16 protein-coding genes are annotated in these 19,899 nt (G+C 73.5%); 6 read left to right on the top strand and 10 right to left on the bottom strand.

Annotated elements, in window-relative coordinates; translation table 11 throughout:
* Window positions 1-13: 13 nt before the first annotated feature.
* Window positions 14-1,453: an adenylosuccinate lyase gene (purB, locus tag G6R13_RS09805; protein WP_163721570.1), complete on the bottom strand. Its 1,440-nt coding sequence runs from the start codon at window positions 1,451-1,453 to the stop codon at window positions 14-16.
* 184 nt (window positions 1,454-1,637) lie between these two features.
* Between purB and G6R13_RS09800 the strand changes: the two genes are divergently transcribed.
* Complete coding sequence (locus tag G6R13_RS09800) at window positions 1,638-3,218, top strand: AMP-binding protein (RefSeq protein WP_163721568.1); 1,581 nt, start codon at window positions 1,638-1,640, stop codon at window positions 3,216-3,218.
* Window position 3,219: 1 nt separating this feature from the next.
* Here the strand turns inward: G6R13_RS09800 and G6R13_RS09795 are convergent, their stop codons facing one another.
* The gene (locus G6R13_RS09795; RefSeq protein ID WP_163721566.1) at window positions 3,220-6,810 is read right to left on the bottom strand and encodes a TM0106 family RecB-like putative nuclease; all 3,591 of its coding nucleotides are present in this window, start codon (window positions 6,808-6,810) and stop codon (window positions 3,220-3,222) included.
* A 215-nt stretch (window positions 6,811-7,025) separates the two neighbouring features.
* Here G6R13_RS09795 and G6R13_RS09790 point away from each other — a divergent pair, with 215 nt between their 5' ends.
* The 3 genes from G6R13_RS09790 (at window position 7,026) to G6R13_RS09780 (ending at window position 9,567) form a co-directional block, all read left to right on the top strand.
* Window positions 7,026-7,442 carry a hotdog fold thioesterase gene (locus G6R13_RS09790; protein WP_020624995.1) on the top strand — a complete coding sequence of 139 codons (417 nt, stop codon included), beginning with the start codon at window positions 7,026-7,028 and terminating at the stop codon, window positions 7,440-7,442.
* Window positions 7,443-7,510: 68 nt separating this feature from the next.
* The gene (locus G6R13_RS09785) at window positions 7,511-8,860 is read left to right on the top strand and encodes an AMP-binding protein (RefSeq protein WP_163721564.1); all 1,350 of its coding nucleotides are present in this window, start codon (window positions 7,511-7,513) and stop codon (window positions 8,858-8,860) included.
* A gap of 95 nt (window positions 8,861-8,955) precedes the next feature.
* A complete protein-coding gene (locus G6R13_RS09780) occupies window positions 8,956-9,567 on the top strand; it encodes a TetR/AcrR family transcriptional regulator (protein ID WP_163721562.1) in 612 nt (203 codons plus the stop codon).
* 13 nt (window positions 9,568-9,580) lie between these two features.
* On the opposite strand, the gene G6R13_RS09775 is transcribed toward G6R13_RS09780, so the two are convergent.
* The 3 genes from G6R13_RS09775 to paaZ form a co-directional block, all read right to left on the bottom strand.
* Entirely contained in the window at window positions 9,581-10,531 is a 951-nt protein-coding gene (locus G6R13_RS09775; protein ID WP_163721561.1) for a hypothetical protein, read from the bottom strand.
* A 115-nt stretch (window positions 10,532-10,646) separates the two neighbouring features.
* Window positions 10,647-11,579, bottom strand: coding sequence for a 3-hydroxyacyl-CoA dehydrogenase (locus tag G6R13_RS09770; protein WP_010080087.1), 933 nt, complete (start codon window positions 11,577-11,579; stop codon window positions 10,647-10,649).
* 138 nt (window positions 11,580-11,717) lie between these two features.
* Complete coding sequence (paaZ, locus tag G6R13_RS09765) at window positions 11,718-13,838, bottom strand: phenylacetic acid degradation bifunctional protein PaaZ (protein WP_163721559.1); 2,121 nt, start codon at window positions 13,836-13,838, stop codon at window positions 11,718-11,720.
* 286 nt (window positions 13,839-14,124) lie between these two features.
* Here paaZ and G6R13_RS09760 point away from each other — a divergent pair, with 286 nt between their 5' ends.
* On the top strand, window positions 14,125-15,117 hold the full coding sequence (locus G6R13_RS09760) for a DUF559 domain-containing protein (protein WP_095353734.1): 993 nt from the start codon (window positions 14,125-14,127) through the stop codon (window positions 15,115-15,117).
* A gap of 183 nt (window positions 15,118-15,300) precedes the next feature.
* Window positions 15,301-15,738, top strand: coding sequence for an aspartate 1-decarboxylase (gene panD, locus G6R13_RS09755; protein WP_119217749.1), 438 nt, complete (start codon window positions 15,301-15,303; stop codon window positions 15,736-15,738).
* A 21-nt stretch (window positions 15,739-15,759) separates the two neighbouring features.
* Here the strand turns inward: panD and G6R13_RS09750 are convergent, their stop codons facing one another.
* From G6R13_RS09750 to G6R13_RS09730, 5 genes are all read right to left on the bottom strand, one after another.
* A complete protein-coding gene (locus tag G6R13_RS09750; RefSeq protein ID WP_119217750.1) occupies window positions 15,760-16,254 on the bottom strand; it encodes an SRPBCC family protein in 495 nt (164 codons plus the stop codon).
* Window positions 16,254-16,637 (bottom strand): MmcQ/YjbR family DNA-binding protein, encoded by a 384-nt coding sequence (locus G6R13_RS09745; protein ID WP_119217751.1) that lies wholly within the window; start codon window positions 16,635-16,637, stop codon window positions 16,254-16,256. The genes G6R13_RS09750 and G6R13_RS09745 overlap by 1 nt, the downstream gene beginning before the upstream one ends.
* 120 nt (window positions 16,638-16,757) lie before the next feature.
* A complete protein-coding gene (locus tag G6R13_RS09740) occupies window positions 16,758-17,645 on the bottom strand; it encodes a 3-hydroxyacyl-CoA dehydrogenase family protein (protein WP_163721557.1) in 888 nt (295 codons plus the stop codon).
* An 8-nt stretch (window positions 17,646-17,653) separates the two neighbouring features.
* Complete coding sequence (locus G6R13_RS09735) at window positions 17,654-18,439, bottom strand: enoyl-CoA hydratase/isomerase family protein (RefSeq protein ID WP_163721555.1); 786 nt, start codon at window positions 18,437-18,439, stop codon at window positions 17,654-17,656.
* Window positions 18,440-18,443: 4 nt separating this feature from the next.
* Complete coding sequence (locus G6R13_RS09730; protein WP_163721553.1) at window positions 18,444-19,661, bottom strand: thiolase family protein; 1,218 nt, start codon at window positions 19,659-19,661, stop codon at window positions 18,444-18,446.
* Window positions 19,662-19,899 lie beyond the last annotated feature (238 nt).

Raw genomic sequence — 19,899 nt, 5'->3', positions numbered from 1 at the left:
TCAGGCGGCCCGGTCAGCCCTGCGCGGGGCCGAACTCCTTGGCCAGCTCCGCCGCCACGCCGGTGTACCCGGCCGGGGTCAGCTCCAGCAGGCGCGCCTGGGCCGCCTCCGACAGGCCGAGGCCCTGCACGAACTCGCGCATGCGCGCCCCGTCCACGCGGTGGCCGCGGGTCAGCTCCTTGAGGCGCTCGTAGGGGTTGTCCATGCCCTCGACGCCGGCGATCGCCTCGGCACGCATCACGGTCTGGACGGCCTCGCCGAGCACCTCCCAGTTCGTGTCGAGGTCCTGCGCCAGCACGGGCTCGGCCACCTGGAGCTGGCCCATGCCCTTGGCGACGTTGGTCAGGGCGAGCACCGAGTGGCCGAGGGCCACGCCGATGTTGCGCTGCGACGTCGAGTCCGTGAGGTCGCGCTGCCAACGGGACTCCACGAGGGTGGCGCTCAGCGAGTCGAGCAGGGCGCAGGAGAGCTCGAGGTTGGCCTCGGCGTTCTCGAAGCGGATCGGGTTCACCTTGTGCGGCATGGTGGAGGAGCCGGTCGCGCCGGCCACGGGGATCTGCGCGAAGTAGCCGATGGAGATGTAGCTCCACACGTCCACGCAGAAGCCGTGGAGGATCCGGTTGAAGCGCGCGACGTCGGCGTACAGCTCCGCCTGCCAGTCGTGGGACTCGATCTGGGTGGTCAGCGGGTTCCAGGTGAGGCCGAGGTGCTCCACGAAGGACCGGGACAGGGCCGGCCAGTCCGCGTCCGGGGCGGCGGCGAGGTGGGCGGCGTAGGTGCCGGTGGCGCCGTTGATCTTGCCCAGGTACTCCTGGCCGGCGATGCGCCGGGTCTGGCGGGTCAGACGGTGCACGAACACGGCCATCTCCTTGCCCAGCGTGGTGGGCGTGGCCGGCTGGCCGTGCGTGCGGGAGAGCATGGGGGTCTCGGCGGCCTCGGCGGCCATCGCGGAGACGGTGGCCACGGCGGCGCGGGCGGCCGGCAGCCAGACCTGCTCGACGGCGTCGCGCACGCCCACCGCGTAGGCGAGGTTGTTGATGTCCTCGGAGGTGCACGCGAAGTGCACGAGCGGCTTCAGCCGGCCCAGGCCCAGCCCCTCGAGGCGGTCGGCGATGAAGTACTCGACGGCCTTCACGTCGTGCACCGTGACCTTCTCGGTGGCCGCCAGCTCGGCCACGGACTCCGCGTCGAAGTCCGTGACGATCGCCCGCAGGCCCGCCTGCTGCTCGGCCGTGAGCGGCTCGAGACCCGGCAGCACACGGTGCTCGGCCAGGTGGATGAACCACTCGACCTCCACGTGGATGCGGTTGCGGTTCAGCGCCGCCTCGGACAGGTGCTCCACGAGCGGCTCCACCGCCGCACGGTAGCGGCCGTCCAGGGGGCCGAGGGCGATGCCGGCCTCGGCGAGGGAACGGCGGTGGGCGGTGGACGCGGGCGCGGGCTGCGAGGTCATGGCCCCCATTCTGGCAGGCGCCGCGGACGCCCGACGAAGCCGACGACCGGGTCCGTCCTCGACCGCGACGGGGTGGCGAGTGCAACATGCGGACGCGCCCGGTGGCCCGGGGCGGGATGGACCTACCGTGGCTGACGTCGCCGTCGCCCGGCGTCGGCGTGCCGAGAGGGATGAGGAGACCGAGATGACGGAACGGACCGGGCAGGCCCACGAGGCCGGGACGATCGACCGGCTGATGGCCGGGTGGGTCGCCGACGTCGAGACCCCGGACGCCTGCACCGCCCACCTGCTCTGCGACCGATGGCCGGCCGACGCCGTGGCGTTCCGGTTCGTGGCGGAGGACATGTCCGCCGTCGACCTCACCTTCGGCGAGCTGGCCGACCGCTCCCGCCGCCTCGCCGCCGGCCTCGCCGCCCGCGGCGTCACGCACGGCGACCGCGTCCCCGTGATGATGTCCAAACGGGAGGAGCTCGTCGTCACGCTGCTGGCCCTGTGGCGGCTCGGGGCCGTGCACGTGCCGCTGTTCACCGCGTTCGCCGCGGGTGCCGCGCGGATGCGCATCGAGGGCGCGGCGGCGCGGCTCGTCGTCGCCGAACCCCGCCAGGCGGAGAAGCTCACGGACATCCCGGGCATCGAGATCATCCGCACCGGCCCGGAGTGGGACGCGCTCGCGGACTCCGCGCCGCTGGCCGAGGACGTCGCCGTCGGCGGGGACGGGCCGATCGCCCTGCTGTTCACCTCCGGCACCACCGGCCGCCCCAAGGGGGTGCCCGTGCCGCTGCGCGCGGCCGCCGCGTTCGCCGTCTACCTCACGTGCGCGGTGGACCTGCGCCCCGAGGACCTGTTCTGGAACGCGGCCGACCACGGCTGGGCGTACGGGCTGTACTACGGGATCGTCGGCACGCTGGTGCTCGGGGCGACCTCGGTGCAGTACCGCGGCGCCTTCTCCCCGGCGACCATGGTCGAGGTGATCCGCTCGCAGGGCATCACGAACCTCGCCGGCGCCCCCACGATGTTCCGCGCGCTGGCCAAGGCCGGGGAGGTCACCGAGGACGCCCCGCTGCGGCTGCGGCGCGTGTCCACGGCGGGGGAGCCGCTGCCGCCGTCCGTGCTCGAGTGGGGCCGGGCGGCCCTCGGCACGGAGATCCGCGACCACTACGGCCAGACCGAGCTGGGCATGGTCATCTGCACCCTCGCGCACCCCGAGCTGGCCGCGCCGCCCCGCCCGGGTTCGATGGGTGTGCCCCTGCCGGGGATCGCCGCGGAGATCCGGGACGGGCAGATCGCGATCGACGCGGCCTCGCCCCTGTTCTGGTTCCCCGGCTACCTCGGGGAGCCGGAGAAGACCGCGGAGCGCTTCACCCCGGACGGCCGCTGGTACCTGACCGGGGACACCGCCCGGCAGGACGACGACGGCTGGTTCTTCTTCTCCTCCCGGGACGACGACGTGATCCTCGCCGCCGGGTACCGGATCGGCCCGTTCGACGTGGAGTCCGTGCTCATCGACCACCCGCGGGTGCAGGAGGTCGCCGTCGTCGGCCTGCCGGACCCGGAGGGGGTGCGCGGCGAGGAGGTCGTGGCGTTCGTGGTGCCCGCCGGGGCCGTCGCGGACTCGGACGCCCTGGCGGCCGAGCTGCAGGCGAAGGTCCGCGACGAGTACTCCAAGCACGCCTACCCGCGCCGGGTGCACTTCGTGGACCGGCTGCCCAAGACCCCCTCCGGCAAGTTGCAGCGGTTCCTGCTGCGCCAGGGGACCACCGACTGAGTCAGCGGTGCACGAGCCGCAGGAACGCGCCGATCATCGGCAGGTCCTCGGGCCTGGTGGGCAGCGCGTCCGCGAGGGCGGGGGAGTGGACGAGGTAGGCGGCCCACTGCCCGCGCGAGATCGACACGTTGAGCCGGTTCCGGTTCAGGAGGAAGTCCAGCCCGCGCGGCACCTCCTGCGGTGAGGACGCCGCCATCGTCAGGATCGCGACGGCGGCCTCCCGGCCCTGGAACTTGTCCACGGTGCCGACGGTGGTGCCCTCGAGGCCGGCGGCGTCGAGCGTCTCCCGGACCGTGGCGACCTGCGCGTTGTACGGGGCCACCACGATCACGTCGGACGGCTCGAGCGGTCGGCCGGGGTCGTCCGGGCCGGTGGACCAGGTGCGGCCGAGCAGTGACCGGACGATCTCGACGACGGCCGCGGCCTCCTCCGGCGAGGACACCGAGTTGCCCGTGTGGGAGACCGGCCACGGGTGTAGCCCGGGCTCCACGCCGTCGAGGCGGCGGGCGTCCGTGACCTCCTCCCGTGCGCCGAGCCGGCCGGCGTAGGAGAGCTCGGAGACCGCGCGGGTGAGCGCCGAGTGCATGCGCCACGAGGTGTCCAGGAAGAAGCCGCGCTCGGCGCGGAGCACGGGGGCGCCCTCCGCGATCCAGGTCAGGGCCGCGTCGCCGATGGGCTGGGGGTGCTCGCCCCTGCTGACCTGGGGGAGCTGCTGCGGGTCACCCAGCAGCAGCACCGTCTCGGCCAGGGCGCTCGCGCCCAGGAGGTGCGCGAGGGAGAGCTGCCCTGCCTCGTCCACCACCAGGAGGTCGACCGGCTGGGCCGCGGCGTTCGCGAAGGTCCACGCGGTGCCGCCCAGGACCCGGCCCGGTGCCAGGAAGGCATGGACCTCCGATGAGCCCAGGGACGTCCAGCGGTGCGGTCCGTCCGGGTCCTTGGGCTCCTTGCCCACGCGGTCGGGGTCCACACCGACGCCGATCAGCTGGTCGAGGAAGTTCTCCACCACCGCGTGGGACTGGGCGGTGACCCCGACCGTCCAGCCCCGGTCCAGGAGTTCCTTCACCGCGCGGCTGCCCACGTACGTCTTGCCGGTGCCGGGAGGGCCCTGCACGGCCACGTAGGAGCCGCGTGCGGACTCGACCGCCTCGACCAGGCCCCCGACGCCGTCCCGCCGGCCGTCTCGTACGTCCGCCCCGATCGCGGCGAGGGTCCGGCCCGCGGTGCGCGGGGCACGGCGCGCCAGGATGTCGAACACCGCTCCGTCCGGCAGTCGGCCGCGGCGGGCGGCCTCGGCGGCCTGCTCCCGGATGCGTTCGAGGAGGCCACCGGGCCGGACATAGTTGAGGTGGAACACCGCCATGGGCACCTCCGCGTGCGGTTCCGGCTCGTACTTGGTGCTGAGGCGCTGCAGCAGGCTGACGCGGAACCGGCCCGGTGCGATCTCCTCCACCTCGGTCACGTCCACGGGCGATCGGCTCTGCCAGCGGACGGCGTTGGGAGCCAGCTCCGCCCCACGCGGCGGCTGCTCGTACAGGGCGTTGAGCTTGAACCTCTCCTGGCTGTTCCGACGCGGCCGGACCTCGGTGCCCGGCTCGAGGCGCCCGGTCACGGTCAGCGTCCGGGCGGGGTTGCTCCGCGGGGTGGGACGTTCCCACGCACCCACCGACTCGACGGTGTCGAACACCAGGTTCGCGCGTGGCTCCTGCCACTCGTCCGGGGCGGACACGGCCCGATCGAACATGGCCCACCACAGCGGCTTGTTCTCCCTGGCGAAGTAACCCAGCCCCGCGGCCAGCAGGGCGATACCGCGCCGCCCGCCGTCGAGCTCCGCCTCCGGGGCCCCCGTCCCACCCGCCTCGTCCCTCTCGGCGCCCGCCAGCGCCTGCAGCGAGGCGGCGAGGGCCGCGTCCTGCTCCTGGAGCGACGGCGCGGCCTCGACCAGCGGCTCGTCCCCGGCCGCGGCGTCGTCGACGGGACGGTCCGCGACGGCGGCCTCCTCGGGCTCGACCTGTGCCAGCAGCCAGTCCCGCAGCCGTGCCGTGGAGACGCAGTCGTACCGGTTGTAGTCCTCGATGTCGGCGCGGATCGCCCTCGCGACCTCGGTGTCCCCGGCCTCCATCGCGGCGACGTACCGGTGGTACTCGGTGACGCTGTCCGCCGCCGTCGTCACGCCGTCCTCCGCCCGGTGCTCCGCCCCCATGTAGAGGGGCTCCAGCTTCTTGATGGAGTAGCTCGGCACACCGGCCCGCAGGGCGGCGCGGACCGTGGAGTAGAGGTCCACGAACAGCCCCGCGCGCAGCCAGTCGTCCAGCTCGCGCTCGCCCACGCCGTGGCGCACGGTCAGGCGTTTCAGCGCGGTGACCTCGTACGCGGCGTAGTGGTAGATCCGCATCCCCGGGTGGGCCGCGCGCCGCGCCTCCACGAACGCCACGAACTGCTCGAGCGCCGCCCGCTCGGCGGCACGGGTGTCCGCCCACAGACCCGTGAACCGGAAGTCGGCCGAGGCGGTGCGCGCGGTGTCCCCGCCCGGCGCCTCGACCCAGCCCCACAGGTACTCGAGGCCCTCCATGCTCCCGTCCGCGGAGACCCACAGCGGGTCCCCCTCGAAGTCGAAGAAGACGTCTCCGGCGTCCGGCGCCGGCAGCCCCGTCACGGCGCGCGGGTCCACGATCCGATGCGGCGGCAGCCCGTCCGCCCCGGCCGGCTCCAGCTGGATCGCCGCCTGCTCCCGCAGCGCCTCCCACGTGCGGCGGGCCATGCCCTCCGGCGGTGCGACGGACGCCGCGAGCTGCTCGATGGTCGTGATGCCGGCCTCGCGCAGCCGGGTGCGCTGCAGCCGCGTGGCCCCTGCCGTGAGCAGCACGTCCCGGTGCTCGTCGACGGCCTCCTCGCACGCCTCGCATGCGCCGCAGACGCTCAGGCGGTCGTCGCCCCAGCGGGCGGGCTCCCCGGCGGCCACGTGATCCTGCAGCAGCGCCTCCAGCCGGGCGCGCTGGTGCCGGTACACCGGGATCACCTCGTCCAGGTCCGCGACGTGCCGGGAACCGTCCCCGAGCCACAGGCTGCCCTGCCGCGCCCGCGGCACGTCCATGCCGTCCAGCAGGTCCGCGTACGCGGCGATCTGCAGCAGCGCCGTCACCCGCGCATGCCGGGCCAGCTTCGTGTCCACCACCTCGTACGCGCCCTCGGGGTGCTCCTCGTCCGTGCGGAGCACGAGGAAGTCGGCCAGGCCGCCGAACGCGCCGTTGTGCAGCATCCCCTGGAACACGACGGCGGGACGCGCGGCCAACGCCGCCGCGGTGCGCTCGCGGGCGGCCTGCACACCCTCGGGCGTGTAGCGCTCCGGGCGGGCGAGCCGGACCACCTGGTCTGCGCCGTGCTCCGCCTCGAGTCGCGCGAGCACGCGGGACTCGTGCTCGTCCCCGAGGCGGGAGACCCGCTCGAGGAACGCATCCGCCACGCCGATCCGCGGGGCGCGCCCGAGCGCGGGGTCCACCGTCCCGCGCAGCCACCCGTACGTGCACGTCGCGGCGGCGGTGATGTCCGAGGGACTGAGCATGAAGGAGGCGCGGTCCGGCGCGAAGGTCACCATGCGGTCACCCTAGACAGGCGCCGCGGACGCGATGGGCAGGGCCCGCGCACACGGTCCCGGCGCGCCTCGCCCCGGCGGCGGCAGGGCGGGGTCGGCGAGCGTCACACACCGGACCGGACTTGACGTGGGTCACATCCAGAGAGTTACCTAATGATCGTTCAGTAATTCTCTGCGCCGCCGCGCCGGCGCGCCCGTGCCGGCAGGGAGGCCCGCCCATGACCGAGACCGCCCACCACCCCATGCTCGCCGAGGACCGCGTGGCACGGTGGCTCGGCGTCACCCTCGAGGCCGCCGAGAAGGACCACGCGCGCATCCGGATGACGCTCACCGAGGACCAGCACAACGGCTTCGGCCTGGCCCACGGCGGCGCCGTCTTCGCGTTCGCGGACACGTGCTTCGCGCTGACCTGCAACGACCCCGCCTCGGACGGCTCCACCCTCACCGTGGCCTCCGGCGTGGACGTCAACTTCCTCGCGGCCACCCGCGCCGGGCAGACCCTCGTCGCGGAGGGCCGCCTGGTCGCCGCCGCCGGCCGCTCGGCCGTCTACGACATCACCGTCACCACCGACGACGGCACCCCGGTGGCCGCCTTCCGCGGCCGCTCCCGCACCATCCCCGCCCCCGGACGCTGACCGGCGGGCGCACCCGCCGGTGCGCCGTCGTCGACCGCCGCCCGACCCCGCATCCCCAGGAGAACGCCATGCTCGAGGCCTCGATCCCCAACCCGTACACGCCGGCACCCCTGCCCGCCCCCGCCGACCGCGGGGCCCCGGACCCCGAGGAGACGATGAGCCGGGACCAGATCGAGGCGCTCCAGTTCGAGCGCCTCCGCTGGACCCTGCACCACGCCTACGAGAACGTGCCCGCGTATCGGGAGCACTTCGACGCGCACGGCGTCCACCCCTCGGACTTCACGGAGCTCGGGGACCTCGCCAAGTTCCCGTACACGGACAAGGAGTTCCTGCGGAAGAGCTACCCGTTCGGCGCGTTCGCCGCCACGGGCCCCGAGCTGCGTCGCATCCACGCCTCCTCCGGCACCACCGGCCAGCCCACCGTGGTCGGCTACACCGACGACGACCTGGCCACGTGGGCCACCCTCGTCGCCCGCTGCTTCCGCGCCGGCGGCATCCGCCCCGGTGACCGCGTGCACAACGCGTACGGCTACGGCCTGTTCACCGGCGGCCTGGGCGCCCACTACGGTGCCGAGCGCATCGGGGCGGCCGTGATCCCGATGTCCGGCGGGCAGACGGAGAAGCAGGTGCAGCTGATCACCGACTTCCAGCCGCGCGCCATCCTCTCCACGCCCACCTACCTGTTGACCATCGCGGACGGCTTCAAGAAGCTCGGCCTGGACCCCCGCGAGTCCTCCCTCGAGGTCGCGATCCTCGGCGCCGAGCCGTGGACCGAGGAGATGCGCCGCGAGATCGAGCAGACCTTCGACCTCGACGCCCTGGACATCTACGGCCTCTCCGAGGTCATGGGCCCGGGCGTGGCCGGCGAGTCCGCGGCCACCAAGGACGGCTCCCACATCTGGGAGGACCACTTCCGCCCCGAGATCATCGACCCGCTCACGGACGAGGTCCTCGAGACCGGCCGCCCCGGCGAGCTCGTCTTCACCTCGCTCACCAAACAGGCGCTGCCGATCATCCGGTACCGCACCCACGACCTCACCCGCCTGTTGCCGGGCACCACGCACCCGGGCCACCGCCGCATGGGCCGCATCACCGGCCGCTCGGACGACATGATCATCCTGCGCGGCGTGAACCTGTTCCCGTCGCAGATCGAGGAGCTGGCCCTCAAGGAGCCGGCCCTGTCGCCGCACTTCACCCTCGAGATCACCCGCCCGGACCGCATGGACCAGATGGCCGTGAACATCGAGCGCCGCGATCATGCGACCCTCGAGGAGGCCCAGGCCTGCGCCGCGCACCTGCGCATGGAGATCAAGACGAAGATCGGCTCCTCGTGCGTGATCAACGTGGTGGAGCCGGAGTCCCTGGCCCGCTCCTCCGGCAAGCTCAAGCGGATCTACGACCTGCGCGACCAGGCCTGATCCCGTCCCCGCGGCCGGTTCCGACGCCGGGGTGCCCGGTAGAGTGGACCGGTGCGCCGTCGTCGTCGGCGTCCGCCCGCCCCTGAAGGAGCCCCGTGCCCCAGCGCAGCCCCACCCCGCGCCGCGGCCGGCCCGGCTATGACCGGCAGACGCTGCTGGCCGAGTGCGTCGAGCTCTTCAACCGGCACGGCTACGAGGCGACGTCCATGGGCATGCTCGCCGCCCACCTGGGCATCTCCAAGTCCGCGATCTACCACCACGTGGAGTCCAAGGAGGCGATCCTCGACCACGCGGTGACGGAGGCGCTCGACGCCCTCGAGGCGTGCCTGGACGATGTGGTGGCCAGCGGGGCCGACGCCGGCGCGCAGGTCGAGGCGGCCATCCGCGGCACGCTCGGGGTGCTGGCGGAGAAGCAGCCCGAGGTGACCCTGCTGCTGCGCCTGCGCGGGAACTCGGCGGTCGAGGTGGCCGCCGTCGAGCGCCGGCGCGAGATCACTCGGCGCTTCGGTGACCTGCTCGAGGCCGCCCAGGCCGCGGGTGCGGTGCGCTCCGACGTGACCCCGCGCAACCTCGCCCGCCTCGCGCTCGGCATGATCAACTCGATCGTCGACTGGTACCGGCCGGATCGCGGCGTTCCCGGCCAGCAGGGACCGGACCAGATGATCGACGCCGTCACGGGCGTGGTGCTCGGGGGCCTGCGGGGCTGAGGGCCCGCTGTCCTCAGCCCTCGCCGTCGAGCGCGGCGAGCACGTCGGTCACGATCGAGGCCGCGCGGTCCTCGGCGTCCGCGGGCACCCCGCCGTCCGCGTCGGCCTGGGCCACGGCCACGGTGCGGGCGCCGTCCTGCACGGCCGTCAGATGCGAGTAGACGGACCCCCCGGGGGCCGGGAGCGCCGTGTAGGCGGCGCCGCCCTCGTGTTCGGTCCGCGTCACGCTCTCCACGCCGAGCCCGGCCAGGTCCACCCCGGTGCAGGCCTGCGCCGCCGCTCGGGCGTCCTCCAGGGCGGCGCGGGCGGCCTCCTCCGTGGGGTACACGGTGACGCGCACGCCGAGCGGAGTGACCTCGGCGTCGGGGGACGCCGTGAAGGAGGGCGCCGGCGTCGTGGTGGGCCCGACGCCGGTGGTGGCGGCCGTCTCCGGCTGGGCCGTGAGCCCCAGGTCCGCCGCCCCGGCCTCGGCGTCCCGCTCCAGGGCGGAGCGGGTGGCGTCCAGGCAGGCCTGCTGTTCCGCGCTGCGGGTGGGCGCCGGGCTCGCACCGGCGTCGACCGCCTGCTCCAGGCCGGCGGCCCGCTGGCGCAGCTCCGTCTGCCGCTCCAGCGGCGAGGCGGCGCTCAGCCCCACCTCGGACCCCGGCCCCGCGGCCCGCTGCACGGCGGTCTGCACCGCCAGGGTCCGCTGCCCGTCCAGCGCGGGGGGCATCTCGAGGGACAGGCTGCTGGAGGCGGAGGCGCCGGCCGTGCTCTCCGTGGAGGCACTGGCCGCGGGTGACGTGGGGGCCGTGGAGCTGCTGGCCGCGGGCGACGTGGACGCGGACGAGGCCGCCGTCGTCGTGGACGACGCCGACGAGGGGGCGGGGGAGGAGGGCTCCGCGCCGCCGCCGCCCGCGCACCCGGCGAGGGCGAGCGCGCCCACGGCGAGGGCGCCGAGCAGGGGGAGTCGGGGGGTCGTCATGGCCCGACTCTACGTGCGCTGTGACGGATGCCACAAGGAAGCGGCGGGGGCATGCGTCGGGGCCGCCCGATGCGTGGTGCGCACCGGACGGCCCCTGATCCGTCAGTCGAGGAGGTCAGCCGAGCGGGGTGTCCTTGTCGCCCAGGTTCCAGTCCTCCACCGGGCCGAGGTTCTCCCCGTCCGGCCCGTAGCGGTAGAAGCCCTGGCCGTCGGCCACGCCGCTGTGGCCCTCGGCGATGCTCTTCTCGAGCAGCTCAGCGAAGCCGAGCTGCCAGTCGACGCCCGTGTTGCGGGAGACGTTGGCGGCCACGTGGAAGCCCACGATGTCATAGGTCTGGAACGGGCCGCGCTCGTTGCCGGTGGCCACGCGCCAGGTGCGGTCGATGTCCGCCGGGTTGCCCACGCCGTGCATGTACAGCTTGGAGCCGGCCTGCAGCCACGGGATGAGCAGGGAGTTGAGGAAGTAGCCCGGGATCTCCTTGCGCACGTGCACGGGCACCATGCCGGTCTCCTCGGCGAACTGCAGGGCTCCCGCGACGGCCTCCGGCGAGGTCGCGGCGGTGCCCATGACCTCGGCGGTGTTCTGCGCCCAGATGCGGTTGGCGTAGTGCAGGGCCAGGAAGCGCTCCGGATGGCCGCTGGCGTCGGCGAAGTCCGAGGGCAGCAGGGAGGAGGTGTTCGTGGCGAACAGGGTCGTGGCGGGGGCGAGCTCGCCCACCTGGGCCCACACCTTGCGCTTGAGCTCCAGGTTCTCCGGGACGGCCTCGATCACGATGTCCGCATCCGCCAGGGCCTCGCCGAGGTCCGAGGTCGGCGTGATGCGGGCGATGGCCTCGTCGAAGCGCTGCGGGTCGTAGCCCTCCCCGAGGTCTGCCTCGTAGCCCTGGCGGATCCACGCCCAGCGGCGCTCGATCCCCTCGAGGGCGGCGGGGACGGCGTCGTAGGCCATCACCTTCTTGCCGTGGTACGCCGCCTGCATGATGATCTGCGAACCCAGCACGCCGGTGCCCAGCACGGCGACCTGCTCGAAACGGGTGAACTCGGACATGTGTGTCGACCTTCTTCTCTCGCGGTCCGAATGGGACGTACAGGTGAACGCCCCGGGCACGCTCCTTGTTCCCTGGGACGACGACGGGCCGCCCGGCGCGCAGCGGGCGCACGGGACGGCCCGTCGAAGCAGGGGGGCTCAGCCCTGGGAGGTCTCGGACGGGGCCATCGGCCAGGTCTTGGCCACGAGCGTCAGCACGTCGTACTGGGCGCAGAGCTCGTCCTTCTGGTTGTGGATCCGGCAGTCCCAGGCCACCTCGCCGTACTCGTCGCTCACGCGCGGGGTGATGCGCTTGGCGGTCAGGGTCACGCGGATGGCGTCGTCGTAGGTCACCGGCGTGATGAAGCGCAGGTTCTCCAGGCCGTAGTTGGCCAGCACCGGGCCCGGATCCGGGGCCACGAACAGCCCCGCGGCCCACGAGACCAGCAGGTAGCCGTGGGCCACCCGGCGCGGGAAGAACGGGTTGGCCATGGCGGCCTCCTCGTCCGTGTGGGCGTAGAACCTGTCCCCGGTCTCCTCCGCGAAGGCGGTGATGTCCTCCAGGGTGACGGTGCGCAGGCCGGAGGCGAACTGGTCGCCCACCGTCAGCTCGGCCAGGGACTTGTAGAACGGGTGCACGGCCGTGCCGGCCTCCACGTCCTCGCGGGTCACCGTGTGGGCCGCGGCGCCCTGATGCCACACGCCGGTGATGGCCGTGAGCATGTCCGGGGAGCCCTGGATCGCCGTGCGCTGCATGTAGTGCTTCACGGCGCGGACCCCGCCGAGCTCCTCGCCGCCGCCGGCGCGGCCGGGGCCGCCGTGGACCAGCACCGGCACGGGGGCGCCATGGCCCGTGGTGGTCGTGGCGGTCTGGCGGTTCAGGACGTGCACGCGGCCGTGGTGGGCACCGATCCCGGCGGTGAACGCGCGGGCGGTCTCACCGTCGTTCGTCGCGACCGTGGCCACGAGCGATCCCGAGCCCAGGGCGGCCAGGGCCACGGCGTCGGCCACGTCCGTGTAGCCGATCACCGAGGTGACCGGACCGAACGCCTCGACGCTGTGCACCTCGGGGGTGCGTGCGTCCTCGAAGGTGAGCACCGTGGGGGCGAAGAACGCGCCGGACTCGGCGTCGGCGTCACCGGTCGAGCCCTCGGGGCCGCCGAGGCGGACCTGACCGCCGGCGTCGACCAGGCGCTGCACCGCGCCGCGGACCTCGCTCTGCTGCTCCTTCGAGGCCAGGGCGCCCATGGTGGTGCCCTCGACGCGCGGGTCGCCCAGGACGACCTTCGCGGCCAGGCGCTCGGTGAGGGCGGCGGTCACGGCCTCGACGCGGTCCTGCGGGACGATCACCCGGCGGATGGCGGTGCACTTCTGGCCGGCCTTGACCGTCATCTCCTGGAAGACGACCTTCACGAACGCCTCGAACTCGGGGGACTCCGGGTCCGCGTCCGGGCCGAGGATGGCGGCGTTGAGGGAGTCGGTCTCCGCGGTGAAGCGGACGCCGCCCTCCTGCACGTTCGGGTGCTTCTTCAGCGTGGCCGCGGTGGCGGCGGAGCCGGTGAACGCGACGTGGTCGCGGTAGTCCAGGTGGTCCAGCAGGTCGCGGGCGGAGCCGGAGATCAGCTGGATCGAGCCCTCGGGCAGCACGCCGGACTCGAGCATCAGCTCGACGCACTTCTGCGTGACGTAGCCGGTGGGGGTGGCCGGCTTGACCACGGTCGGCACGCCGGCGACGAAGGCCGGGGCGAACTTCTCCAGCATGCCCCACACAGGGAAGTTGAACGCGTTGATCTGCACGGCCACGCCCGGGATGCGCTGGTAGATGTGCTCGCCGATGAAGGAGCCGTCGCGGGAGAGGGGCTCCACGTCGCCGTCGATGATCACGGTGGAGTTCGGTAGCTCGCGGCGGCCCTTGCCGGAGAACGTGAAGAGGGTGCCGATGCCGCCGTCGACGTCGAAGGCGTGGTCGCGCTGCGTGGCGCCGGTGGCGAAGGAGACGTCGTAGAGCTCCTGGACGCGGGAGTTCAGAAAGAGCGCGAGCTCCTTGAGCTTGAGGGCGCGCTCGTGGATGGTCAGCGCGCCCAGGGCCTGCTGGCCGACGGTGCGGGCGTGCTCGATGGCGGCGGCCGTGTCGAGGCCGTCGGTGGAGACGCCGGTCAGGCGCGCGCCGGTGTTCGCGTCCGTCACATCGGTGACCTTGGACGGGTGCGACGGCGTCCACCAGCTGCCGGCGACGTAGCTGGGGAGGATCTCCGGGAGGGAGGGGGCGGTGACGGTCACGGGGTCTCCTGGTGTCGGGGGCGCGGACGAGTCCCGACCGATCGGTCGGTTATTGGTCCTCACCCTAGCCGAGACGTGGATCACGCGGGAGGAGGAGCCGGGCGGGTGACGCCGTCGTCGTGGGGAGGGGTGGGGTGGGGTCTGGCGGCGACCCGTGGCGCCAAAGCCCGCAGACACGCCGCTATGGCCAGGACGTGGCGGCGTGTCTGCGGGCCTCGGCGGGGCGTCGTCCACAGATCCCGGCGGACGACGACGGCGGCCCGCCCGGATCGGGCACGCTCGGCCCATGCCCCGCTCGCCCGCGCCCCTGCCTCCGATGCGCTGCGGACTGGACGGCCTCCTCCGCGCTCCGACCGTGTTCTCGACCCCGGCCGCGCGCGAGGCGGGCGTGAGTGCGGCCCGGCTGCGGCGCGGGGACGTGGTCTCCCTCGGCTGGGGGCTCTGGGGCCTGCGCGGCGTCGCACCGGACCCCATGGATCATGTGCGGGCACTGCAGGATCTGCACCCCGAGGGCGTGTTCAGCCACGTCACGGCCGCCCGGGTGCTCGGCCTGTGGTTGACCGGGCCGCTCGCCGCCGACCGGTCCGTGCACATCGCGACCCCGCGCGGCCACGGCACCGCGTCGAGCCGGGCCGGGATCCGCTCACACCGCCTCCGCGCCGACGCACCGGTGCGGATCGTGGACGGGGTGCGTGTGACCGCACCGGGGTGGACCTTCGTGGACCTCGCCGCGCACGCCGGGCCGCTCGAGCATCTCGTCGCGCTGGGGGACAGCATGGTTCGGACCGCCCCGACGGAGGCCCGCCGCCGTCGGCTGCCTCCCGGGGTGACGGACGTGGCCGAGCTGCGCGCCGCCGTCGAGGAACGCGGTCGGGTGCGCGGGATCCGTGCGGCCCGGGAGGCGCTGGAGCTCGTGCGTCCCGGGGCCGACTCGCCGCAGGAGAGCCGGCTGCGGGTGCGGCTCGTCCTGGACGGCGTCCCCGAGCCCGCGGTGAACCCGTGCATCCGCCTCGCCACGGGACAGCGGCTCCGCGTCGATCTGGTGTGGGCGGAGGCCAAGGTGGCCGTCGAGTACGACGGCGATCAGCACCGCACGGATCGCCGGCAGTGGCGTGAGGACCGCGAGCGGGACGCGGCCCTGCGCGCGGAGGGGTGGGAGGTGATCCGGGTGACCGCCGACGTGTTCCTGCCGGGGCACTGGGAGCTCTTCGTGCGGCAGCTGCGGGGCCTGGTGGCCGCGCGGACGATGCCGGGCCGAGTGCCGCCGTCGTGGATCTGACCTGTCGAGGCCCGCAGACGCGCCGCTACGGCCTGGCGGTAACGGCGTGTCTGCGGGCCTCGGCGAGAGGGGCGGGAGCCTCGGGCCGGCGTCGGCCCCTGCCCCTCGTCTCCGGACCGGCGTAGAATCGAGCACCGGTCCTCTCGGACCCGACCCACCCCCTCATCCGGAGAGTTCTGCCGCATGCTGCGCACCATGTTCCACGCCAAGATCCACCGGGCCACCGTGACCCAGGCGGACCTGCACTACGTGGGCTCCGTGACCGTGGACCAGGACCTGCTGGACGCCGCGGACATCCTCCCCGGCGAGCTCGTGTCCATCGTGGACGTCACCAACGGCGCGCGACTGGAGACCTACACCATCGCGGGCGAACGGGGCTCCGGCGTGCTCGGCATCAACGGCGCCGCCGCCCACCTGGTGCATCCGGGGGACATCGTCATCCTCATCGCCTACGGGCAGATGGACGACGACGAGGCTCGCAACTTCCAGCCCAAGGTCGTCCACGTGGACGCGGACAACAGGATCGTGGAGCTCGGCGTCGACCCCGCCGACGGCCTCCTCGACGGCCTCTCCCGCCCGCCGCTGTCCCGCGAGTGGGACGAGGCCCAGGCCGAGCTCTGAGCCGGCCGGGGCGCCGGGCCGTCATGGACGAGACGTTCGAGCGGGATCAGCGGTCGGCACGGCCTTCGCCCCGAGCGCCCGACGCGCGGAGCGCATCGCGGCCGCGTGGCTGAGGCCCATCGCGGCGCGGGCGCCCGGCACGCGGGACACAGCGCGCATCCACGGCGAGGTCAGCACCACCTCCTGCTCCCACGCCACGACGCAGCGCGGCGCGTGTCCGGCCGGGGCGCCGTCGTCGTGGACGGTGACCCGCACGGTGCCCGTCAGGTCCCCGCTCAGGCGCGCGACCAGAAGGCCGCGGGCACGGTCGTCGATGAGACGCTCCATCGTCAGACGCACCGGCACGAACCCCCGCAGCCGGACGGCGGCGCGGTCGGGGCCCAGGCGACGGGCGCGCGGGACGGCCGGCCACCAGCGTGGGTAGCCGGCCGGGTCGGCGAGCAGGGCCAGCACGGACCGGGCGTCCGCGGGGACGGCCCAGCGGTGGGTGAAGCGGAAGGGGCGGTCGACCGACATCAGGCCCGGCCGAAGGTCTCGGGGTCCACGGGGCGCCGGGTGCGGGGGAGCCTCGCCACGACCAGCAGGTACGACTCCGTGACGAGGTCCCGGACGAGCTGCTCGTCGAGGTCCGGGTGCGTGGCCAGGCTGAGCCAGTGCCGCTTGTCCGTGTGATAGCCGGGCGTGATCGCCGCGGGCAGGGCCGCGCGCAGCTGGGCGCCGTCCTCCGGGCGGGCCTTGACGTTCACGAGGCGGCGCCCGTCGTGGTCGATGAACACCACGAACAGCTTCCCCTGCACCTTCACGACCTCGGTGTCCGGGCCGAAGGGGTGCGACGCGGCGCTGCCCGGCAGCTCGAGGGCGCGGTCGCGGGCGATGCGCAGCAGCGTGGGCTCGTCCATGCCCGCCACGTTAGCCGCGCCCGCCCCGCCCCGCACTTTCGAACGTGATATCGGGGGAATGGGCGCTTTCGAACGGGAGATAGGCCCTATCTCCCGTTCGAAAGCGCCTGCCCCGGGGGCTCAGCGGTAGTCGAAGAAGCCCTTGCCGGACTTCCGGCCGAGCTCGCCGCGGGCCACCATGTCTCGCATGAGCTGCGGCGGGGCGAAGCGCTCACCCAGCTGGGACTCGAGGTACTCCGCGATGCCCAGGCGCACGTCCAGGCCCACGATGTCGGTCAGGGCCAGCGGGCCGACCGGGAACTTGTATCCGAGCACCATGGCGGCGTCGATGTCCTCGGGGGAGGCCACGCCCTCCTCGACCATGCGGATGGCCTCGAGCGCGATCGCCACGCCCAGGCGCGACGAGGCGAAGCCCGGGGCGTCCTTGACGACGACGGGGGTCTTGCCGAGCCCGCGGACCCACTCGGTGGACAGGGCCTGGAGCTCCGCACCGGTCTGCTCGCCGATCACGACCTCCACGAGCTTCGAGGCGGGCACCGGGTTGAAGTAGTGCAGGCCGCAGAAGCGCTCGGGACGCTGCAGGTGCGAGGCGATCTCGTCGATGGACAGGGAGGAGGTGTTGCTGGCCAGCCAGGCGTCCTCGCGCAGGTGGGCCTCGACGTCGGTGAGCGCCTCGATCTTCACCTGCATGTCCTCGAACACGGCCTCGACCACGAGGTCGCAGCGGGCGAAGTCGGCGCGGTCCACGGAGACGGTCAGGCGCTGCGCCCACTCGTCCAGGTCGCCGTCGATCTTGCCGCGCTCGAGGGAGGCGGCCAGGTCGGCCTCGATGCGCTCCTTGGCGGCCTGGGCCGACTGCGGGTCGCGCTCGACGACGACCACCTCGGACGAGCCGGAGACGAGGAATGCGTGGGCGATGCCGCCGCCCATCCGGCCGCCGCCGAGGACGCCGACGACGGCGGGCACGGAGGACGGAGCGGTGTCAGGGGTGCGCTGCTGATCGGTCATGTCAGTCCTCACTTCTTCTTGCGGTCCAGGAACGCCTGCATGCGCTCGAACTTGGCCTCGGACTCGAACAGGATGGCCTGCGCGATCTCGTCCACGTGGGGGTGGGCCTCACGAGGGAGGTGGAAGACGCGCTTGGACAGCCGCACCGCCAGCGGGTCCTGCTGCGCGATGCGGTCAGCGAGGGCGTCGGCGGCGTCGAGGAGGGCGTCCGGCTCGTGCAGCTCAGTGACGAGCTTGAGCTCGAGGGCCTCCTGCGCGTCCAGGATCCGTCCGGCGAGCAGCAGCTCGAGGGCCACCGGCTCACCCACCAGTTCCTTGAGCCGCCACTGGGCGCCCGCAGCGGCCGTGATCCCCAGACTCGTCTCGGGCTGGCCCATCTTCAGCGCCGGGGTGGCGATGCGGAAGTCGGCCGCGTAGGCCAGTTCCGCGCCGCCGCCGAGGGCGAAGCCGTCGATCGCCGCGATCACGGGCATGGGCAGCCGGTGGATGCGGTCGAAGACCTGCGAGTTCACACCGCGCAGGGCGTCGTCGCGGCGGCGCTCGCGCAGCTGTCCGATGTCCGCGCCGGAGGCGAAGATGCCGGAGAACGTCCCCGGCTCGCGCGTCGACTCCACCTGTGTGCCCGAGATGATCAGGATCTTCGGCTCGCGTTCGAGGTGGGCGCAGAGTTCGTGGAACTCGTCGACCATGGTCTGGTCGATCGCGTTGCGCACGCCCGGGCGGTCCATGCGCGCGTGGACGCGGTCCTCACGCTCCTCGACGCGCAGTGCCGTGAAGTGGCTGAAGTCGGTCATCTGCTCAGACCCTCTCGACGAGCATCGCGGAGCCCTGGCCCACGCCCACGCACATCGTGGCCAGGCCCCTGTCCGCGCCCTCGCGTTCCATCCGACCGAGCAGCGTGACCACGAGACGCGACCCCGAGGAGCCCAGCGGATGGCCCAGGGCGATCGCGCCACCGTCGGCGTTGACGGTCTCCGGATCCAGGCCGAGGCGCCGCATCGAGGCCAGGGACTGGGTGGCGAAGGCCTCGTTGAGCTCGACGGCGCCCAAGTCCGCCACGGACCAGCCGGAGCGCTCGAGGGCCTTCTCGGTGGCCGGGACGGGGCCCAGACCCATGATCTCGGGGGCCAGGCCCGCCGAGGTGGACTCCACGACGCGGGCCCGCGGGGTCAGGCCGTACTTCTGCGCGGCCCGCTCGGAGACGACGAGGATCGCCGAGGCGCCGTCGTTGAGGGAGGAGGAGTTGCCGGCGGTGACCACGCCGTCCTTCTTGATGATCGGGCGCAGGCCGGCGAGCACCTCGGGGGTGGAGCCAGGGCGGGGGCCCTCGTCCGTGTCCACGATCGTCTCGGCGCCCTTGCGGCCCGTGACGACGACGGGCACGATCTCGTCCGCGAAGCGGCCGGCCTCGATGGCGGCCAGCGCACGCGCATGCGAGCGAGCGGCGAAGGCGTCGGCGTCCTCGCGGGTGATGCCGTCCACCTCGCCGACCTCCTCGGCGGTCTCCGGCATGGAGAAGGTGAACTTCTCCCCGAACTCGCCGTCCGCGAAGCGCGGGTTCACGAAGCGCCAGCCGATCGCGGTGTCGAAGGCCGCGCCGGGCTTGGCGAACGCCGTCGTCGGCTTCTCCATCACCCAGGGGGCGCGGGACATCGACTCCACGCCGCCGGCCACGACGACGTCGGCCATCCCGGAGCGCACCATCGCGGTGGCGATGCCGATCGCGGACATGCCCGAGGCGCAGAGACGGTTCACTGTGATGCCCGGGACGGTGTCCGGGAAGCCGGCCAGCAGCCAGGCCATGCGGGCGACGTTGCGGTTCTCCTCGCCGGCGCCGTTGGCGTTGCCGAGGATGACCTCGTCCACGACCGACGGGTCGATGCCGGCGTCCTCGATCACGGCCTTGATGGTCAGGGCGGCGAGGTCGTCGGGGCGGACGGAGGAGAGGGCGCCGCCGTACTTGCCGACGGGCGTGCGGCGACCGCCGACGAGCAGTGCCTGGGACTGTGCGGACATGGAGACTCCTTGAGTGACCGACGACGGGGCGGGGCGGGCGCGGCGAATTACCGACCGTGCGTTCAGGTTCAGTATCCCGGGCCGGTGTGACGGGGGTCAACTGCGGGGCGGGTGTGACGGGACAGGGACGAGCCCGCGCGGAGGCCCGCAGACGCGCCGTTTCGTCCCCGACGTGGCGGCGTGTCTGCGGGCCTCCGCGCCGGTCCGGCCGCGCACGACGACGGCGCGCCCTTCCGGA

The organism is Micrococcus sp. Alg238-R198 (assembly GCF_900537135.1).
In the GTDB taxonomy this organism is placed as follows: Bacteria; Actinomycetota; Actinomycetes; order Actinomycetales; family Micrococcaceae; genus Micrococcus; species Micrococcus luteus.
The sequence above is the reverse complement of the archived record's forward strand: the minus strand, read 5'-3'. Positions and strand labels throughout refer to the sequence as shown.

Bases quoted from the DNA above. Each gene is read 5' to 3' on its own strand.
- purB (WP_163721570.1), bottom strand. From the start codon at position 1,453: ATGACCTCGCAGCCCGCGCCCGCGTCCACCGCCCACCGCCGTTCCCTC.
- G6R13_RS09800 (WP_163721568.1), top strand. From the start codon at position 1,638: ATGACGGAACGGACCGGGCAGGCCCACGAGGCCGGGACGATCGACCGG.
- G6R13_RS09795 (WP_163721566.1), bottom strand. From the start codon at position 6,810: ATGGTGACCTTCGCGCCGGACCGCGCCTCCTTCATGCTCAGTCCCTCG.
- G6R13_RS09790 (WP_020624995.1), top strand. From the start codon at position 7,026: ATGACCGAGACCGCCCACCACCCCATGCTCGCCGAGGACCGCGTGGCA.
- G6R13_RS09785 (WP_163721564.1), top strand. From the start codon at position 7,511: ATGCTCGAGGCCTCGATCCCCAACCCGTACACGCCGGCACCCCTGCCC.
- G6R13_RS09775 (WP_163721561.1), bottom strand. From the start codon at position 10,531: ATGACGACCCCCCGACTCCCCCTGCTCGGCGCCCTCGCCGTGGGCGCG.
- G6R13_RS09770 (WP_010080087.1), bottom strand. From the start codon at position 11,579: ATGTCCGAGTTCACCCGTTTCGAGCAGGTCGCCGTGCTGGGCACCGGC.
- G6R13_RS09760 (WP_095353734.1), top strand. From the start codon at position 14,125: ATGCCCCGCTCGCCCGCGCCCCTGCCTCCGATGCGCTGCGGACTGGAC.
- panD (WP_119217749.1), top strand. From the start codon at position 15,301: ATGCTGCGCACCATGTTCCACGCCAAGATCCACCGGGCCACCGTGACC.
- G6R13_RS09750 (WP_119217750.1), bottom strand. From the start codon at position 16,254: ATGTCGGTCGACCGCCCCTTCCGCTTCACCCACCGCTGGGCCGTCCCC.
- G6R13_RS09745 (WP_119217751.1), bottom strand. From the start codon at position 16,637: ATGGACGAGCCCACGCTGCTGCGCATCGCCCGCGACCGCGCCCTCGAG.
- G6R13_RS09740 (WP_163721557.1), bottom strand. From the start codon at position 17,645: ATGACCGATCAGCAGCGCACCCCTGACACCGCTCCGTCCTCCGTGCCC.
- G6R13_RS09735 (WP_163721555.1), bottom strand. From the start codon at position 18,439: ATGACCGACTTCAGCCACTTCACGGCACTGCGCGTCGAGGAGCGTGAG.
- G6R13_RS09730 (WP_163721553.1), bottom strand. From the start codon at position 19,661: ATGTCCGCACAGTCCCAGGCACTGCTCGTCGGCGGTCGCCGCACGCCC.